Source organism: Streptomyces durmitorensis (assembly GCF_023498005.1).
Taxonomy (GTDB): Bacteria; Actinomycetota; Actinomycetes; order Streptomycetales; family Streptomycetaceae; genus Streptomyces; species Streptomyces durmitorensis.
Genome location: NZ_CP097289.1, coordinates 8,902,897 through 8,923,071, shown reverse-complemented (window position 1 = coordinate 8,923,071; position 20,175 = coordinate 8,902,897). Strand labels below are relative to the sequence as shown.

Genomic DNA, 20,175 nt, shown 5'->3' with positions numbered 1-20,175 from the left:
GGCAGTGTTCGTGCAAGTGCGGTGGCCGGGGGCGGGTCAGGAGATGCCGAACTCCTTGCCGAGCAGGTCGAACACCTCGTCGTCCGTGGCGGCGTCCAGGTCGTCGGACGCCTGCGCGGCGGCGTCGGCACGGCTGTCACGCCACACCGCGAGGAGCGCCGACAGACGGGCACCGACCCGGTCGTCCGCGTCGTCGCCGGGCTTGACCGAGGCGAGGCCCGCCTCGATGCGGCTCAGTTCGGCGAGCAGCGGCGCCACCCCGTCGGGTTCGGCGACGGCGAGCGCGTCCTCGATGTGGCCGACCAGGTCGAGCGGGGTCGGGTAGTCGAAGATCGCGGTGGCGGGCAGCCGCAGGCCGGTGGCGGCGCCGAGCCGGTTGCGCAGCTCGACCGCGGTCAGTGAGTCGAAGCCCAGCTCGGTGAACGCGCGCCGCTCGTCGACCGCTCCGGCGCCGGGGAGCGCAAGTACGGCCGCGACGTGCGTGCACACCACGTCCATCAGCGCGGACGTCCGCTCGGTCGCCGGCAGCTCCGCGAGCCGGTCCCGCAGAGCGGCCGCGGGGTCGACCCCGGTCTCCGCCGCCCTGCGGGCCGTGGTCCGCACCAGGCCGCTGAACACCGGCGGGATCACCGGGAGTTCGCGTACGGCCCGCAGGTCGAGCCGCATCGGTACGACGACCGGGTCGGTCCCGAGTGCCGCCGCGTCGAACAGCTCCATGCCCTCCTCGGCGGACAGGCCCGCGGCTCCGGTCTCCGCCATGCGGGCGCCCATGCCGTCCTCTCCGGCCCACAGGCCCCACGCCAGCGACGTCGCGGGCAGGCCCTGGACGTGCCGGTGCCGGGCGAGTGCGTCCAGGAACGCGTTGGCCGCGGAGTAGTTGGCCTGGCCGGGGTTGCCCAGCGTGCCCGCCGCGGACGAGAACAGCACGAACGCGGACAGGTCCAGGTCACGGGTCAGCTCGTGCAGATTCCAGGCGGCGTCGACCTTCGGGCGGAACACCGTGTCGATCCGCTCCGGCGTCTGCGACCCGATCACGCCGTCGTCCAGGACACCCGCCACGTGCACGACGGCCGTCACGGGGTGCTCGGCAAGGAGCGCCGCCACCGCGTCCCGGTCCGCCACGTCACAGGCGACGGCCGCGACCTCGGCACCCAGACCGACCAACTCGTCGTGCAGTGCGCCGACTTGACCACGCCTGCTCGCAAGGACCAGACGTCGCACCCCGTGCCGTACGACCAGATGCCGCGCCACAAGGCCGCCCAGCATCCCGCTCGCACCGGTCACAAGAACCGGACCGGCACCAAAGCCCCGCCCGTCCTCGATTTCGGGACGGGCCCGCACGAGCCTCGGCACGAACGTCTCACCGGCGCGTACGGCCAGCTCGGGCTCCGCGCCGACGACGGCAGGCTTCCAGCCGTCCTCGTCGTCGACGTCCACCAGGACGAAGCGGTCCGGGTTCTCCGCCTGTGCCGTCCGCAGCAGACCCCACACCGCGGCCGATGCCAGGTCCGCCACGTCGTCGTCGGCGTCCACCGCCACCGCGCCGCTGGTCACGAGCACCAGGCGCGACTGCGCGCAGCGGTCGTCGGCCAGCCAGCCCTGCACCAGTTCCAGAGCGGTGTGCACCTGCCGGTGCACGGCGTCCGCGTCCACGTCACCGGGCCGTGCGCACCGCACCACGGCGTTCTCCGGCAGCGACTCGTCCGCGTCGAGCGCCGACCGTACCGCCGCCCAGTCGGCGAACTCCGCCACCGAACCGGCACTTCCGGCCGCCGCCGAAGCGGCCACCCAGTCAAGGCGGAACAGCGACTCGTGCCCGCGCGCCGTCCCCAGCGAACCGGGCGACACCGCGCGAAGGACCAGCGAGTCCACGGTCGCGACCGGGGCGCCGGAGCCGTCGGCGACGGCCAGGGCCACCGCGTCAGGTCCCACCGCGGTCAGCCGCACCCGCAGCGTCGTGGCGCCCTCGGCGTGCAGGCGGACCCCCGTCCACGCGAACGGCAGCCGACCGTGCTCGACCGGGGGCAGCACGCCGAACGCCACCGTGTGCAGCACCGCGTCAAGGAGCGCCGGGTGTACGCCGAACCCGGCGACGGCGGTTTCCTCCGGCAGCGCGACTTCGGCGAACACCTCGTCCCCGTTGCGCCACACCGACCGCAGGCCCTGGAACAACGGACCGTAGGCGAAGCCGCCGTCGGCCATGCCGTCGTAGAAGCCGTCCAGTTCGACGGCCTGCGCGCCAGCCGGCGGCCACGCGCCGAGGTCGGCGGGAGCACCGCCGTCATCGGCGAGGACTCCGCTGGCGTGCCGGGACCACGGCAGGTCGCCGCTCTCGTCCCGCGCGTGGACCGCGATCGGGCGTCGGCCGGACTCGTCCGGCGCGCCGACCCGTACCTGGACCTGCACACCGCCGCGCTCGGGAAGCACCAGCGGTGTCTCCAGGGTCAGCTCCTCCACCGAGGTGCAACCGACCTGGTCACCGGCGCGCACCGCCAGCTCGACGAACGCCGTTCCGGGCAGCAGTACCGATCCCATGATCTCGTGCTCGGCGAGCCACGGGTGCGTCCGCAGCGAAAGCCTGCCCGTGAACAGGACGGTGTCCTCGTCCGCGAGCGCGACCGCCGTGCCGAGCAGCGGGTGATCGGCGGAGCCGAGCCCGAGCCCGGTCGCGTCGGTGGTGGGCCGCACGCTCGTGTCCGGCCAGAACCGCTGGTACTGGAAGGCGTAGGTCGGCAGGTCGACTCCGTAGCCGCTGCCTTCGAAGTAGGCGGCCCAGTCGACGTGCACGCCTCGCACGTGCAGTTCGGAGAGCGCCGTCATGACGGCGCCGTCCTCCGTACGGTCGCCGCGCAGCACCGGCACGAACGCCGCGTCCGGCAGCGACTCCTGCCCAAGGGCCGACAGCACGCCACCGGGTCCCATCTCGACGAGGACGTCCGCGTCGATGCCGGCCACGGCGTCGGCGAACCGTACGGGCTCGCGTACGTGCCGCACCCAGTACTCCGCCGAGGTCAGTTCCTCGGCGGTCGCCAACCGGCCCGTCAGCGTGGACACGATCGGGATCGCGGGCGCCTCGTACGACACACCCTCCAGAACCCGGCGGAACTCATCCAGCATCGGGTCCATGAGCGGCGAGTGGAACGCGTGGCTCACCTTCAGGCGAGACACCTTCCGGCCCGCCTCACGCCACCGCTCGGCGACTGCTTCCACGTCGGTGTCGACACCGGAAATGACCACCGACGTCGGCCCGTTGACCGCGGCGACACCGACCGTGTCCGGCAGATCCGACGCGACTTCGGCCTCGGTCGCCTGGATCGCCACCATCGCGCCACCGGCGGGGAGCGCCTGCATCAGGGCGCCCCGCGCGGACACCACCTTCACGGCGTCGGACAGCGCCCAGACACCGGCCACATGGGCGGCGGCCAGCTCACCGATCGAGTGCCCGGCCAGCACGTCCGGCCGCACACCCCACGACTCAAGCAGACGGAACAACGCCACCTCCACCGCGAACAGCGCGGGCTGCGTCACCCCCGTCTCGTTCAGCGCATCGGCATCCTCACCGAACAGCACCTCACGAACCGCCGGGTCGAATTCACCCAGTACGGCGTCCAGTGCCTCGGCGAACACCGGGAAAAGGTCCGCTAGTTGGCGCCCCATACCGAGCCGCTGCGAACCCTGACCCGAGAACAGGAAACCGACCCGGTGCTCATCGGAGACACCCAGCACGACTCCGCTGCCCGGCCGTCCCTCGACGGCATCGGTCAGCCCGGCCGTCAGGTCGGCCACATCCCCGCCGACGACGGCGAGCCTGTGCTCGAACCCGGCCCGCGAGGTCGCGAGTGCGCGGGCGACGTCAGTGGGGTCGAGGTCGGGCCGCTCGGCCAGGTGGTCGCGCAACCGCGCCGCCTGGTCGCGCAGCGCGCCCTCGGTGCGGCCGGAGAGCAGCCACGGACCGGCAGGGCCCTTCGGCACATCGGCATCTGCCGTGGACTCGAATTCCGGCGACTCGATGATGACGTGCGCGTTGGTGCCGCTGAAGCCGAAGGACGAGACTCCCGCCCGTCGGGGCCGGTCCGCCTGAGGCCACGGCTGTGCCTCGGTCAGCAGCTCCACGGCGCCCGCCGACCAGTCGATGTGCGGCGAGGGCTCGCCGACGTGCAGCGTCTTCGGCAGCACGCCGTGCCGCAGCGACATCACCGTCTTGATGACGCCGCCCACACCCGCGGCGGCCTGGGTGTGGCCGATGTTGGACTTCAACGAGCCCAGCCACAGCGGCTCACCCGCACGGTCCCGTCCGTAGGTGGCGAGCAGCGCCTGGGCCTCGATCGGGTCGCCCAGGGTGGTGCCGGTGCCGTGCGCCTCGACCGCGTCCACGTCGGACGGGGTGAGGCCCGCGCTGGCGAGCGCCTGGCGGATCACCCGCTGCTGCGAGGGACCGTTCGGAGCGGTCAGGCCGTTCGACGCACCGTCCTGGTTCACCGCGGAGCCGCGGACCACCGCGAGTACGGGGTGTCCGTTGCGCCGGGCGTCCGAGAGACGTTCCAGTACGAGCATGCCGACGCCCTCACCCCAGCCGGTGCCGTCGGCATCGGCGGAGAAGGACTTGCACCGGCCGTCGGCGGACAGGCCCTGCTGGCGGCTGAAGTCGACGAACGCGCCGGGCGTCGCCATGACGGTGGCGCCTCCCGCGAGGGCGAGCGAGCACTCCCCCGACCGCAGTGCCTGCGCCGCCAGGTGCAGCGCGACCAGGGACGACGAGCAGGCCGTGTCCACGGTCATCGCGGGGCCTTCGAGGCCGAACGTGTAGGACACGCGGCCGGAGGCGACGCTGCCCGCGTTGCCCGTACCGAGGAATCCCTCGCTGCTCTTCGACACGCCGTGCAGCTGGGAGGCGTAGTCGTGGTACATGACGCCCGCGAACACGCCGGTCGCGCTGCCGCGCAGCGACTTGGGGTCGATGCCGGCCCGCTCGAAGGCCTCCCAGGAGGTCTCAAGGAGCAGTCGCTGCTGCGGGTCCATGGCGAGCGCCTCGCGGGGCGAGATCCCGAAGAACGTCGGGTCGAACAGGTCGGCGTCGTGCAGGAAGCCGCCCTCGCGGGTGTAGGAGCTGCCGTCTCGTTCGCCCGACGGGTCGTAGAGCGACTCCACGTCCCAGCCGCGCTCGGTCGGGAACGGCGTGATGCCGTCGGCGCCGTCGAGGACGAGTCGCCACAGGTCCTCCGGCGTACGGACGCCACCGGGGTAGCGGCAGCTCATGCCGACGATGGCGATCGGCTCGTCGGTCGCGGCCACGACCGTGGCGGCGGGTGCCGCGACGACGGGCGCGCCCGCGAACTCCGTGCCGATGAACTCGGCGAGTGCCGCGGGGGTCGGGTAGTCGAAGACCAGCGTGGCGGGCAGGCGGAGGCCGGTGGCCAGGTTGAGCCGGTTGCGCAGGTCGACGGCCGTCAGCGAGTCGAAGCCCAGCTCGGTGAAGGCCTGGTCGAGCGAGACCGCCTCGGGACCGGCGTGGCCGAGCACCGCGGAGGCCTGGGTGCGGACGAGGTCCAGGAGCGCCCGCTCGCGTTCGTCCTCGGCCAGCGACGCGAGCCGGTCGCGGAGCGCGGCTGCGGGGTCGACCCCGGTCTCCGCCGCCCTGCGGGCCGTCGTCCGCACCAGGCCGCTGAACACCGGCGGGATCACCGGGAGTTCCCGTACGGCCCGCAGGTCGAGCCGCATCGGTACGACGACCGGGTCGGTCCCGGAGACCGCGGCATCGAAAAGTGCGACGCCCTCCTCCGCGGACAGGCCGGTAGCGGCGGACTGTGCCACCTTGGCGCCCATGCCGTCGGCCCACAGGCCCCAGGCCAGGGATGTCGCGGGCAGGCCCTGGGCGCGCCTGCGCCGGGCCAGGCCGTCGAGGAACGCGTTGGCGGCCGAGTAGTTGCCCTGGCCGGTCGCGCCCAGGGTGCCCGCCACCGAGGAGAACAGCACGAAGGCGGACAGATCCAGGTCACGGGTCAGCTCGTGCAGGTTCCAGGCGGCGTCGACCTTGGGCCGGAACACGGTGTCGACCTGATCCGGGGTCAGCGAGCCGATCGTGGCGTCGTCCAGCACACCGGCGGTGTGCACGACGGCGGTCACGGGGTGCTCGGCGATGAGCGCGGCCAGCGCGTCCCGGTCCGCGACGTCACACACCGCGAACGTCACGTCGGCGCCCTGCGCGACCAGTTCGGCACGCAGCTCCTCGGCGCCTTCCGCCGCCTGCCCGCGCCTGCTGGCGAGGACGAGGCGCTCGACCCCGTGCCCGCCGACGAGGTGCCGGGCGACGAGACTGCCCAGGGCGCCCGACGCGCCGGTCACCAGGACCGAGCTGTCCGGACCGAACGCCGGGCCGGTGCCGGTCTCCGGCCGCACTCGCGCGAGGCGGGCCACGTACACCCGTCCGTCCCGCACGACGACCTGGGATTCCCCGGTCGTCAGCGCCTGCCGCCAGCCGTCATCGTCGTCGACGTCCACCAGGACGAAGCGGTCCGGGTCCTCCAACTGTGCGGAACGCACCAGCCCCCACACCGCGGCCGACGCCAGGTCCGCCACGTCGTCCTCGGCGCCCACCGCGACAGCGCCACGCGTCACAAGGACAAGCCGCGACGCCAAGCACCGGTCATCGGTCAGCCAGCCCTGTACGAGTTCCAGGGCGTTCAGCGTCTCCCTGCGCACGGCGTCCACGTCCTGGGACTCGGCGCACCGCACCACGACGTGGTCCGGCAGCGACTCGCCCGCGTCGAGCGCCGACCGCACCGCGGCCCAGTCCGCGAACTCCACCACCGGTCCTGCACTCCCGGCCTGCACGGCGGCAGGCACCCAGTCCAGGCGGAACAGCGACTCCCAGCCCTGCCGCGACAACGTCGCCGTCACCGGCCGGAGGACCAGCGATTCGATCGTGGCCACCGGAGCACCGGAGCCGTCCGCGACCGCCAACGACACCCCGTCCGACCCCGCGGGCGCCAACCGCACCCGCAGCACCGTCGCACCCGAGGCGTGCAGCCGCACACCCGACCACGAGAAGGGCAGCTTGCCGGGTCCTTCGGGCCCGCCCATCAACCCGATGCCGTGCAGCGCCGCGTCGAGCAACGCCGGGTGCAGACCGAAACCGTCCACTCCCGCGCCGTCCGGCAGCGCGACCTCGGCGAACACCTCGTCGCCCTTGCGCCACGCGGCCCGCAGCCCCTGGAAGAGCGGACCGTAGCCGAACCCTCCGTCGGCCATGCGGTCGTAGAGCCCGTCCAGGTCCACGGCCCGCGCCCCGGCCGGAGGCCAGGCACCGACATCGGCCGGCGGCGCGTCAGCTCCGGCCACGAGCACACCGCTCGCATGCCGCACCCACAGGTCCCCGTCATCGTCCCGCGCGTGCACCGTCACCGCACGCCGACCGGACTCGTCCAACTCACCGACCTGCAACTGCACCCGTACGCCACCGCGCTCGGGCACCACCAGCGGCGCCTCCAGCGTCAGCTCCTCGACCAGATCGCAGCCGACCTGGTCACCGGCGCGCACCGCCAGCTCGAGGAAGGCCGTGCCGGGCAGCAGGATCGAGCCCTGGATGACGTGATCGGCCAGCCACGGGTGGGTCGCCACCGACAACCGGCCGGTGAAGAGCTGCCCGTCCGAGTCGGCCGTGTCGACGATCGCGCCGAGCAGCGGGTGACCGGCCGAGCCGAGCCCCGCGGCGTCCAGGTCGCCCGCCGACACACCGGCGTCCAGCCAGTAACTCTGGTGCTGGAACGCGTACGTGGGCAGGCCGACCCGGCGTGCGCCACGACCGGCGAAGAAGGCTTCCCAGTCCACCCGCGTGCCCCACGTGCAGAGCTGGGCCACGGCGGAGACCAGCGCGGCCTCCTCCGGGCGGTCGTTCCGCAGCACCGGCACGAACCCGGCGTCCGGCGCGGACTCCTGACCAAGCGCCGACAGCGTGCCACCCGGGCCGACCTCGACGAACGTCGCCACACCCTCGTCCACGAGCGTGCCGACGGCGTCGGCGAAGCGTACGGACTCGCGCACGTGCCGCACCCAGTACTCCGGGGACGTCAGCTCTTCGGCGGTCGCCCGCGCGCCGGTCAGTGTGGACACGATGGGGACGGTCGGAGCCTCGTACGACACCTCTTCGAGGACCCGGCGGAAGTCGTCGAGCATCGGGTCCATGAGCGGCGAGTGGAACGCGTGGCTGACCTTCAGGCGAGACACCTTCCGGCCCGCCTCACGCCAACGCTCGGCGACTGCTTCAACGTCAGCGATGACTCCGGAAATGACCACTGAATTCGATCCGTTGACCGCGGCAATGCCCACGGTCTCCGAGAGGTCCGAGGCGACCTCGCTCTCGGTGGCCTGGATCGCGACCATCGCGCCACCGGACGGCAGCGCCTGCATCAGCGAGCTCCGCGCCGACACCACCTTGACGGCGTCGGACAGCGACCACACACCGGCCACGTGGGCCGCGGCCAGCTCGCCGATCGAGTGCCCGGCAAGGACATCGGGCTGCACACCCCACGACTCAAGGAGCCGGAACAGCGCGACCTCGACCGCGAACAGCGCGGGCTGCGTCACCCCCGTCTCATTCAGCGCATCTGCGTCCTCACCGAAGAGGACCGCACGCACCCGCGGGTCGAACTCGCCCAGTACGGCGTCCAAGGACTCGGCGAACACCGGGAAACGGGCGGCCAGTTCACGGCCCATCCCGAGTCGCTGCGAACCCTGACCCGAGAACAAGAAGCCCACACCGCCCACGGCGACGGACCCGGTGACCAGGCCCGGGAACGGCCGGCCCTCGGCCAGAGCGTTGAGCCCGTCAAGGAGCACCGCTCGGTCGTCGCCCACGACAACGGCCCTGTGGTCGAAGGCCGATCGTGTCGTCGCCAACGAGTAGGCCACGTCCGGCGCACCGGTCTCCGGCCCACCTTCGACGTGCTCCCGCAGCCGGATCGCCTGGTCACGCAGCGCCTCCGCGCTCCGTGCGGACAGCACCCACGGCAGCACGCCGTCGACGGGGGCCGGAGTGTGGTCCACGTCCGGCACGTGCTCGATGATGGTGTGTGCGTTCGTGCCGCTCACGCCGAACGACGACACACCTGCTCGGCGCCTGCGTCCGGTCTCCGGCCAGGGCTGTGCCTCGGTCAACAGCTCGACGGCGCCCGCGGACCAGTCCACGTTCGACGAGGGCTCGCCGACGTGCAGGGACTGCGGCAGCACACCGTTCCGCATCGCCATGACCATCTTGATCACACCCGCGACACCTGCGGCGGCCTGGGTGTGGCCGATGTTCGACTTGATCGAGCCGAGCCACAGGGGCTCACCGGTGCGGTCCTGGCCGTAGGTGGCGAGGAGGGCCTGGGCCTCGATCGGGTCGCCGAGCGTGGTGCCGGTGCCGTGCGCCTCGACCGCGTCCACGTCGGACGGGGTCAGGCCCGCGCTGGCGAGCGCCTGTCGCATGACGCGCTGCTGCGAGGGACCGTTCGGGGCGGTGAGACCGTTGGACGCGCCGTCCTGGTTCACCGCCGAACCACGGATGACGGCAAGGACGGGGTGTCCGTTGCGGCGGGCGTCCGAGAGCCGCTCCACGAGGAGCATGCCGACGCCCTCGCCCCAGCCGGTGCCGTCGGCGTCGTCGGAGAACGACTTGCACCGACCGTCGGCGGACAGGCCGCGCTGGCGGCTGAAGTCGACGAAGGTCGCCGGGCTCGCCATCACGGCGACACCACCGGCGAGCGCCATCGAGCACTCCCCCTGGCGCAGCGCCTGGATCGCCCAGTGCAGGGCCACCAGGGACGAGGAGCACGCGGTGTCGACGGTGACGGCGGGGCCCTCCAGGCCCAGTGCGTAGGCGACACGGCCGGAGGCGACGCTGCCCGCTCCGCCCGTGCCGAGGTAGCCCTCGACGTCCTCCGATACGGAACGCAGCCGCGCCACGTAGTCGTGGTACATCACGCCCGCGAACACCCCGGTCGCGCTGCCCCGCGCGGACTCCGGGGCGATACCGGCCTGCTCGAACGCCTCCCAGGAGGTCTCAAGGAGCAGTCGCTGCTGCGGGTCCATGGCGAGGGCCTCGCGGGGCGAGATCCCGAAGAACGCCGGGTCGAACAGGTCGGCGTCGTGCAGGAAGCCGCCTTCGCGGGTGTACGAGGTCCCCATGTGCTCGGGGTCCGGGTTGTACAGGGCGTCCAGGTCCCAGCCACGGTTGACGGGGAACTCGCTGATGGCGTCGGCGCCGTCGAGGACGAGTCGCCACAGATCCTCGGGCGAGTTGACCCCGCCGGGGTAGCGGCAGCTCATGCCGACGATCGCGATCGGCTCGTCGCTCACGGCGACGGTCGTGCGAGTGGGCGCCACGGCGACGGGCGCGCCCGCGAACTCCGTGCCGATGAAGGCGGCGAGCGCCGCGGGGCTCGGGTAGTCGAAGACCAGCGTGGCGGGCAGGCGCAGTTCGGTGGCCGCGTTGAGGTGGTTGCGCAGCTCGACGGAGCTGAGCGAGTCGAAGCCCAGCTCGCGGAACGCGCGGTCGGGTGCGACGGCGTGCGCCGAACTGTGGCCGAGCACCGCTGCGGCGTGGGTACGGACGAGGTCAAGCAGTGCCTTCTCCCGCTCGGCCTCGGTCATGCCGGCAAGGGACTGCGCCAGCGCGGTCCGGGCGGCGGCGGGATCGACGGTCCTGCGCGCGGTGCCCCGCACCAGGCCGCGCAGGAGGTGCGGGACGGGGTGAGAGCGTGCCTGCCGCTGCAGAACGGTCAGGTCGAGGGGAACGGGCGCAAGCAGCGCGCGGCCCGTGGATCCCGCCGCGTCGAACAGCGCAAGGCCCTCGGTCGCGCCGATCGGTATCGCGCCGCCGCTGGTGATCCGTCGTACGTCGGCCTCGTCGAGGCTGCCTGCCATGCCGCCGCCCGAGGCCCACAGGCCCCACGCGAGCGAGGTCGCGGCAAGCCCGGCCGCGTGACGGTGGTGGGCGAGCGCGTCCAGGAACGCGTTGGCCGCCGCGTAGTTGCCCTGACCGGCGCCACCGAACACACCGGCGGCGGACGAGAACAGCACGAAGGCGGACAGGTCGAGGTCGCGGGTCAGCTCGTGCAGGTGCCAGGCCGCGTCGACCTTGGGCCGGAAGACGGCATCGATCCGCTCGGCGGTCAGTGAGCCGATCGTGCCGTCGTCCAGCACGCCTGCGGTGTGCACCACAGCGGATATGTCGTGCTCGGCGAGCAGCGCCTGGAGGGCTGCGCGGTCGGCCACGTCGCATGCCGCGTACGTCACTTCGGCGCCCTGCGCGGTGAGTTCGCCACGCAGTTCTTCGGCGCCCTCGGCCGCAGCACCACGCCTGCTCACCAGGAGCAGGTTGCGCACGCCTCGCTCGGCCACCAGGTGCCGGGCGACAAGGCCACCCAGCGTTCCCGTCGCGCCAGTGAGCAACACGGCGCCGGTGCCAAAGCCGGGGTCTTCGACCACGGACTGCCGGGCCCTGGCCAGGCGCGGGGCGCTGGCAGCACCCGAGCGCAGCGCCAACTGCGGCTCACCGGTGGCCAGCGCGGACGGCAGTACGTCGCGCGAGGACGCCTCGTCGTCGAGGTCGACCAGCACGATCCGGTCCGGGTTCTCCGACTGAGCGGACCGCAGCAGACCCCACACCGCTGCCTGCGCGACATCTCGTACGTCGTCATCGGCCGTGGCGGCAATCGCGCCGTTGGTGACGATGACCAGGCGCGACGCGTCGAACCGCTCGTCGTTGAGCCAGGACTGCACCGCGTTCAGTGCCCAGTGCGCGGCCTCGTGCGCACCGGCCACCGGGTCGGACCCGGAGCTGACCGGGCACGACAGAACAACGAAGTCAGGCAGCTCTGCCGCCTGTGTCAGCGCCTCCAGGTCGGTCCACTCGACCGTCGAAACATCGTCCCTGGCCAGGGGCACCGATACCCAGTCGACGCCGAACAGCGCGTCATCGCGGTCGTCAGCGGCGACCTGGGCAGGTGCGGCCGGGCGCAGGACCAGTGAATCGATCGTGGCCACCGGTGCGCCGGAGCCGTCCGCGACCGTCAGCGCCACTCCGTCCGCGCCGGTGGGTGACAGGCGCACCCGCAGAGCCGTCGCACCCGAGGCGTGCAGCCGCACACCCGACCACGAGAACGGCAGCTTGCCGGGAGCGTCGGCCTCGCCCATCAGCCCGATGGCTTGCAGCGTCGCGTCCAACAGCGCCGGGTGCAGACCGAATCCCTCAGCCTTCACGCCGTCCGGGAGCGCGACCTCTGCGAACATCTCGTTGCCGCTGCGCCAGGCCGACCGCAGCCCCTGGAACACCGGCCCGTAGCCGAAGCCACCCGCCACCATGCGGTCGTAGTAGCCGTCCAGGTCCACGGCCTCCGCGCCTGCGGGCGGCCACTCGGCCAGCGAAGCCCCGCCGGAGCGGCCGCCTGCTCCCAGCACACCGGTGGCGTGCCGGGTCCACGCACGGCCGTCGTCGGTGTCGCCCACGCTGGAGTGGAAGCTCAGCTCGCGCCGGCCCGACTCGTCCGCCGCACCGACCCACACCTGAACCCGCACCGAACCCTGCTCGGGCAGAACGAGCGGCGCCTCCAGTGTCAACTCCTCGACCAGGTCGCACCCGACCTGGTCACCGGCGCGCACCGCCAGCTCGACGAACGCCGTACCGGGCAGCAGCACCGAGCCCATGATCTCGTGATCGGCCAGCCACGGATGGGTCCGGACCGACAACCGGCCGGTCAGCAGCACACCGTCCGTGCCGCCGAGGGTGACGGTCGCGCCGAGGAGCGGGTGCTCGGCGGCACCGAGCCCGGCCGCCGCGACGTTGCCGATCACCGGCTGGACGTCAGGCCAGTAGCGCTCGCGCTGGAACGCGTACGTCGGCAGGTCGGCCCACCGCGCACCGCGACCGGTGAAGAACACATCCCAGTCCACTCGGACGCCGCGTACGTGCAGCTGTCCCGCGGCCGTCGTCGCGGCAACCGCCTCCGGGCGGTCGTTCCGCAGCACCGGGACGAACCCGGCATCGGGCGCGGTCTCCTGGCCCAGCGCGGAGAGCGTCCCTCCGGGACCCACCTCGACAAACGTCGCAACGCCCTCGTCGACGAGCGTGCTCACGGCGTCGGCGAACCGCACCGACTCACGCACATGCCGCACCCAGTACTCCGCCGACGCCAACTCCTCGGCGGTCGCGCGGACTCCGGTCAGCGTCGACACGATCGGAATCGCGGGAGCCTCGTACGACACGCCCTCCAGAACCCGGCGGAACTCGTCGAGCATGGGGTCCATCAGCGGCGAGTGGAACGCGTGGCTCACCTTCAGGCGAGACACCTTCCGGCCTGCCTCGCGCCAACTCTCAGCCACCGCCTCCACATCACCCGCGACACCCGAAATCACCACTGACGACGGGCCGTTGACCGCAGCAATCCCGACGGACTCCGACAGGTCCGATGCGACCTCGGCCTCGGACGCCTGGATCGCGACCATCGCGCCACCGGACGGCAGCGCCTGCATCAGCCCGGCACGAGCCGACACCACCTTGACCGCGTCGGACAGCGACCAGACGCCCGCCACGTGAGCCGCGGCCAGCTCGCCGATCGAGTGCCCGGCCAACATGTCGGGCCGGACACCCCACGACTCGAGGAGACGGAACAGGGCGACCTCGACCGCGAACAGCGCGGGCTGGGTCACCCCCGTCTCGTTCAGCGCATCGGCGTCCTCACCGAAGAGGACTTCGCGTACCTGCGGGTCGAACTCGCCCAGTACGGCGTCCAGCGCATCGGCGAACACCGGGAAACGGGCGGCCAGTTCGCGCCCCATCCCGAGTCGCTGCGAACCCTGACCCGAGAACAGGAATCCAAGTCGGCCGGGCTCGTCAGCAACTCCCTTGACCACAGCTCCGGTTGCCTGACCCTCGGCCATGGCCTCCAATGCGGCCACCAGTTCCGCCCGGTCGGCTCCGACCACCACGGCACGGTGCTCAAGCACCGCACGCGAGGACACCAGCGCACGGCCCACGTCCGCCACACTCAGCTCGGGAGCCGCGTCCGCGAAGGACTTGAGCCGTGCGGCCTGCTCCCGCAGCGCCTCGGGGCTCTTGGCCGACAGCAGCCACGGCACCAGGCCCTCGCCTGCCATCGGCTCCGGAGCCTCCGCCTGCTCCTCCTGCTCGACGGCGGGGGCCTGCTCGATGATGGTGTGCGCGTTTGTGCCACTGAAGCCGAAAGACGACACACCCGCGCGCCACGGCCGGTCCACAGCAGGCCACTCACGTTCGTCGGTGAGCAACTCCACCGCACCCGCGGACCAGTCCACGTGGGGTGACGGCTCGTCCACGTGCAGCGTCTTGGGCAGTACGCCGTGCCGCATCGACATGACCATCTTGATCACGCCCGCCACACCGGCAGCGGCCTGCGTGTGGCCAAGGTTCGACTTGATCGAGCCCAGCCACAACGGCCGGTCGGCGGGCCGGTCCTGGCCGTAGGTGGCAAGGACAGCCTGCGCCTCGATGGGGTCGCCCAGCTTCGTACCGGTGCCGTGCGCCTCGACCACGTCCACGTCGGCCGACTCCAGGCCCGCGCTGGCGAGCGCCTGGCGGATCACGCGCTGCTGCGACGGGCCGTTCGGGGCGGTAAGCCCGTTGGACGCACCGTCCTGGTTGACCGCGGATCCGCGGACGACGGCCAGCACCTGGTGGCCGTTGCGCTGAGCGTCCGAGAGCCGTTCGACGAACAGCATGCCGACGCCCTCGCCCCAGCCGGTGCCGTCGGCACCGGCGGCGAACGCCTTGCAGCGGCCGTCCACCGCGAGACCACGCTGGCGGCTGAACTCGACGAACGAGGTCGGCGTCGACATCACCGTCACACCGCCGGCAAGGGCCAGTTCGCACTCGCCCCTTTGCAGTGCTTGCACCGCCAGGTGCAGGGCCACCAGCGACGACGAGCACGCCGTGTCCACCGTGACGGCCGGGCCCTCAAGGCCGAAGGTGTAGGACAGGCGGCCGGAGGCCACGCTGGCCGCGTTGCCGGTCGCCACGTATCCGCCCATGTCGTCGGCAGCCGCGCCCAGCACCCATCCGTAGTCCTGCATGTTCGAGCCTACGAACACGCCGACGCGCTCACCGCGCAGCGAACCCGGGTCGATGCCTGCCCGCTCGAAGGCCTCCCACGAGGTCTCAAGGAGCAGTCGCTGCTGCGGGTCCATGGCAAGGGCCTCGCGCGGCGAGATCCCGAAGAACGCCGGGTCGAAGGCGCCCACGTCGGACAGGAAGGCACCGGAACGCGAGTATGAGGTTCCCACACCGTCCGGGTCGGGGTCGTACAGCGCCTCCAAGTCCCAACCACGATCGGTCGGGAACTCCGACACCGCGTCCTCACCCGCGAGGACGACGTCCCACAGTTCCTCCGGGCTCGACACACCGCCCGGGAACCGGCACGACATCGCCACGATCGCGATCGGCTCATCGGACGCGCTCGACACGGTCACGGAAGCGGAGGCAGTGGGGACCACGCCGGACAGTTCGGTACGCAGATACGTGGCGAGTACCGCCGCGTTCGGGTAGTCGTAGACCAGCGTCGCAGGCAACGCCACACCCGTGGCCTCACTCAGCCGGGCACGCAACTCCACCGCCGTCAGCGAGTCAAAGCCCAACTCCCTGAACGCACGAGACGCCGAGAACGCATCCCCCGACACATGGCCCAGCACCGCCGCAGCCTCATACCGCACCAACTCCGTGAGCTGCCGCTCCTGCTCCACCTCATCCAGACCGGACAGGCGCTGCGCCAGCTCAGACATACCGCCAGCCGCCGACGTCGCCTCGAACGCCGCACGCACCGCAGGCAGTTCACCCAGCAGAGGGCTCGGTCGCTGCGCCATGAACGTGCCCGCGAACCGCTCCCAATCCACATCAGCGACGACCACATTGCCGTCACCACGCTCCAACGCCATGGCCAGACCCGCAATCGCCACCGCCGGATCCATCGTCGGCAGACCCCTGCGACGCAAGTGCCCCGCCGCATCGCCACCGGCGCCGGCGACCATACCGCCACCACCCCACGGACCCCACGCAACCGCCGTAGCAGGCAAACCCACCGCCCTACGGTGACCAGCAAGGGAGTCCAGATAGGCGTTGGCAGCCGCATACGCTCCCTGACCACCACTGCCCCACACACCAGCAATGGACGAGAACAGTACGAACGCGTCCAACTGCCGGTCACCCAGCAGCTCGTGGAGGTTGCGCGCGCCGTCCACCTTCGCCGACAACACGTCAGCGAACCCACCCAGATCAGCCGGGTCAAGGTCGGCAAGAACACCCGAACGCTCGATACCCGCCGCGTGCACCACCGCAGTGAGCGACGGGATGCTCTCCAGCAGCTCGGCGACGGACTCCCTGTCCGCCATGTCGCAGGCGGCGAACGTGACGCGTGCGCCCAGCTCGACGAGTTCGGCCTCCAGCTCCGCGGCACCATCAGCAGCGCGTCCGCGACGGCTCACCAGCACGACGTGCTCGGCCCCGTGCCCCGCCAACCAGCGGGACACATGACCACCCAGGGCACCTAGGCCTCCGGTCACAAGGACCGTCCCACTCGGCGTCCAGCCGGCGCCGAGGGTGTTCGTACTCATCGGCGCGGGCACCAGCCTGCGCCCGAGGATTCCGCCGCCACGCAGGGCGATCTGGTCCTCGCCGTTCGGGTCGGCGAGGGCGGATGCGAGAAGGTCGCCGGTCGCCTCGTCCTGCGCTTGGGGCAGATCGACCAGGCCGCCCCAGCGGCCGGGCTGCTCCAGCGCGGCCACCCGGCCCAGACCCCACAGCATCGACTGCTCGAACCCGGCGACCACATCGTCCGCACCCGCCGACACCGCGCCCGACGTCAGGCACCACAGCGGCACGTCCGCTCCACCGAGTGCCTGCAACAGACCGATCGTGGCCGCGACACCCGCGGGCACAGTCGAATCACCCGCATCGGCGAGCCCGAGGAGCGAGACCACACCACTCAGGGCCGACAGACCGGCCAACTCCTCCGCCCAGTCGGCCCCTTCCGGGTCCACGTGCAGGACGTGCACGTCGTCCGCGCCGTTCCGGGTCAGCGACTCACGCACCCAATCGGCACGGTCCTCACCCACCGGCGCGACAACCAGCCAGCCACCATCCAGGCGCCCGGACCCGGCAGCCACCGACCGCCACTCGACCCCGTACCGCCAGCCGTCCACGGTGGAGCGGCCCTGCTGCTCCTTGCGCCACGCGGAAAGCCTCGGCAGCACCGCACTCAGCGGAGCGTCCGACGACACATCCAGCGTACGGGCGAGGTCGGCGATGTCGCCGTCCTCCACGACGCCCCAGAACCGCGCCTCCACCGGCGACAGGAGCTCAACCTCCATATCGGCGGCGGAGGGAGCGTCCAGCCAGTAGCGCTCGCGCTGGAAGGCGTACGTCGGCAGGTCCACCCGCCGCGCACTGCGATCGGCGAAGAACACCTCCCAGTCCACTCGGACGCCTCGCACATGCAGATGTCCTGCGGCCGTCGTAGCGGCGACCGCTTCCGGGCGGTCACCACGCAGCACCGGCACGAAGGCCGCATCAGGTGCGGACTGCTGACCCAGCGCCGACAGCGTCCCGCCCGGACCGACCTCGACGAACGCGGTCACTTCGTCGTCCACGAGCGTGCCGACGGCAGCGGCGAACCGCACCGACTCACGCACGTGCCGCACCCAGTACTCCGCCGACGCCAACTCCTCGGCGGTCGCGCGGACTCCGGTCAGCGTCGACACGATCGGAATCGACGGTGCCTCGTACGACACCTCTTCAAGCACCCGGCGGAAGTCGTCAAGCATCGGGGCCATCAGCGGCGAGTGGAACGCATGACTCACCTTCAGGCGAGACACCTTGCGGCCCGCCTCACGCCAACGCTCCGCCACCGCCTCAACATCAGCGGCCACACCCGAAATCACCACTGACGAGGGGCCGTTGACCGCGGCAATGCCCACCGTCTCCGGCAGATCCGATGCGACCTCGGTCTCGGACGCCTGGATCGCCACCATCGCGCCACCGGACGGCAGCGCCTGCATCAGCGCACCACGCGCCGACACCACCTTGACCGCGTCCTCCAGCGACCACACACCAGCCACATGCGCGGCAGCCAGCTCACCGATCGAATGCCCCGCCAGTGCGTCGGGCTGCACACCCCACGACTCAAGGAGCCGGAACAACGCCACCTCGACCGCGAACAGCGCGGGCTGCGTCACCCCGGTCTCGTTCAGCGCATCGGCATCCTCACCGAACAACACCTCACGGACCTCAGGCCCGAACTCCGCAAGCACAGCGTCCAGGGAATCGGCGAACACCGGGAAACGGGCGGCCAGTTCACGGCCCATACCGAGTCGCTGCGAACCCTGACCCGAGAACAGGAAAGCCAGTCGGCCGGGGGCGTCGGCAAGGCCCGTGACCACGGCGCCGGTCGTCCGGCCCTCGGCCACGGCTGCCAAAGCCGCCTGGAAATCGGACCGCTCACCGGCGACCACCACCGCACGGTGCTCAAGCACCGCACGCGAGGACACCAGCGCACGGCCCACGTCCGCCACGGCCAGATCCGACGCCTCGTCCACGAAGGACTTGAGCCGGGCCGCCTGTTCCCGCAGCGCCTCGGCACTCCGTGCCGAAAGGACCCACGGCACCAGGCCCGCGTCGCCCACCGGCTCCGGTGCCTGTGCCTGCTCCTCCTGCGCGACCACAGGAGCCTGCTCGACGATGACATGCGCGTTCGTCCCGCTCACGCCGAACGACGACACACCCGCCCGCCACGGCTGACCCGTCTCCGGCCACGGACGCGCCTCCGTCAGCAGTTCAACTGCGCCCGCAGACCAGTCCACATGCGACGACGGCTCATCCACGTGGAGGGTCTTCGGCAGCACACCCTGCCGCATCGCCATCACCATCTTGATCACACCGGCCACACCCGCGGCCGCCTGCGTGTGACCGATGTTCGACTTCACCGAGCCCAGCCACAGCGGCCGGTCGGCGGGCCGGTCCTGGCCGTAGGCCGTCAGGAGCGCCTGCGCCTCGATCGGGTCGCCCAGCTTCGTGCCCGTACCGTGCGCCTCCACCGCGTCCACCTGCGCCGCGGTGAGCTGTGCGCTCGCCAGCGCCTGGCGGATGACCCGCTGTTGGGAAGGGCCGTTCGGCGCCGTCAGGCCGTTCGATGCGCCGTCCTGGTTCACCGCCGAGCCGCGGATCACACCAAGGACCTCGTGGCCGTTGCGCTCCGCGTCCGAGAGACGCTCGAGGACCAGCAGGCCGACGCCCTCGCCCCAGCCGGTGCCATCGGCGGCGTCGGCGAACGCCTTGACACGGCCGTCCATGGCCAGGCCGCGCTGGCGGCTGAAGTCGATGAAGACTCCCGGCGTCGACATGACGGTGACACCGCCCGCGAGGGCGATCGGGCACTCGCCGTGCCGCAGCGCGTGCACCGCGAGGTGCATGGCGACCAGGGACGACGAGCAGGCGGTGTCCACCGTCAGCGCCGGGCCCTCGAAACCGAAGGTGTAGGACAGCCGGCCGGAGATGACGCTCGCCGCGTTGCCGGTGCCGAGGTAGCCCTCGTAGCCCTCCGGCGCGCCGGTCAGCAGGCGTGCCAGGTAGTCCTGGCCGTTGGTGCCGACGAACACGCCCGACCTGCTGCCCCGCAGCGTGTGCGGGTCGATGCCCGCGCGCTCGAAGGCCTCCCAGGACGTCTCCAGGAGTAAGCGCTGCTGCGGGTCCATCGCCGCGGCCTCGCGCGGTGAGATCCCGAAGAAGGCCGGGTCGAAGTCCGGCACGTCGTGGATGAAGGCGCCCTCACGGGTGTAGCAGGTCCCCTGCCGGTCGGGGTCGTCGTCGAAGAGTGCCTCCAGGTCCCACCCACGGTTGGTGGGGAACTCGGAGACGGCGTCCTTGCCGTCCTCCAGGAGTCGCCACAGGTCCTCCGGCGAGCGCACACCACCGGGGAACCGGCAGCTCATGCCGACGATCGCGATCGGCTCGGCCTCGCGCTCCTCGGCCTCCCGCAGCTTGCCGCGTGCCTCCTGGAGGTCCACGGAGGCTCGGCGGAGGTAGTCGAGGTACTTCTCCTCGTTGGACATGTGTTGCGACCCTTCAGGTGAGTTCATCGGCTCAGGACCGACCGAGTTGTTCGTCGAGCAGCGGGA

The 20,175-nt window shown here is 71.8% G+C and carries 1 protein-coding gene; it reads right to left on the bottom strand.

Annotation, left to right across the window (positions count from 1 at the left end):
- Window positions 1-36 precede the first annotated feature (36 nt).
- Window positions 37-20,109, bottom strand: coding sequence for a type I polyketide synthase (locus M4V62_RS39490; RefSeq protein ID WP_249592006.1), 20,073 nt, complete (start codon window positions 20,107-20,109; stop codon window positions 37-39).
- Window positions 20,110-20,175: the final 66 nt, after the last annotated feature.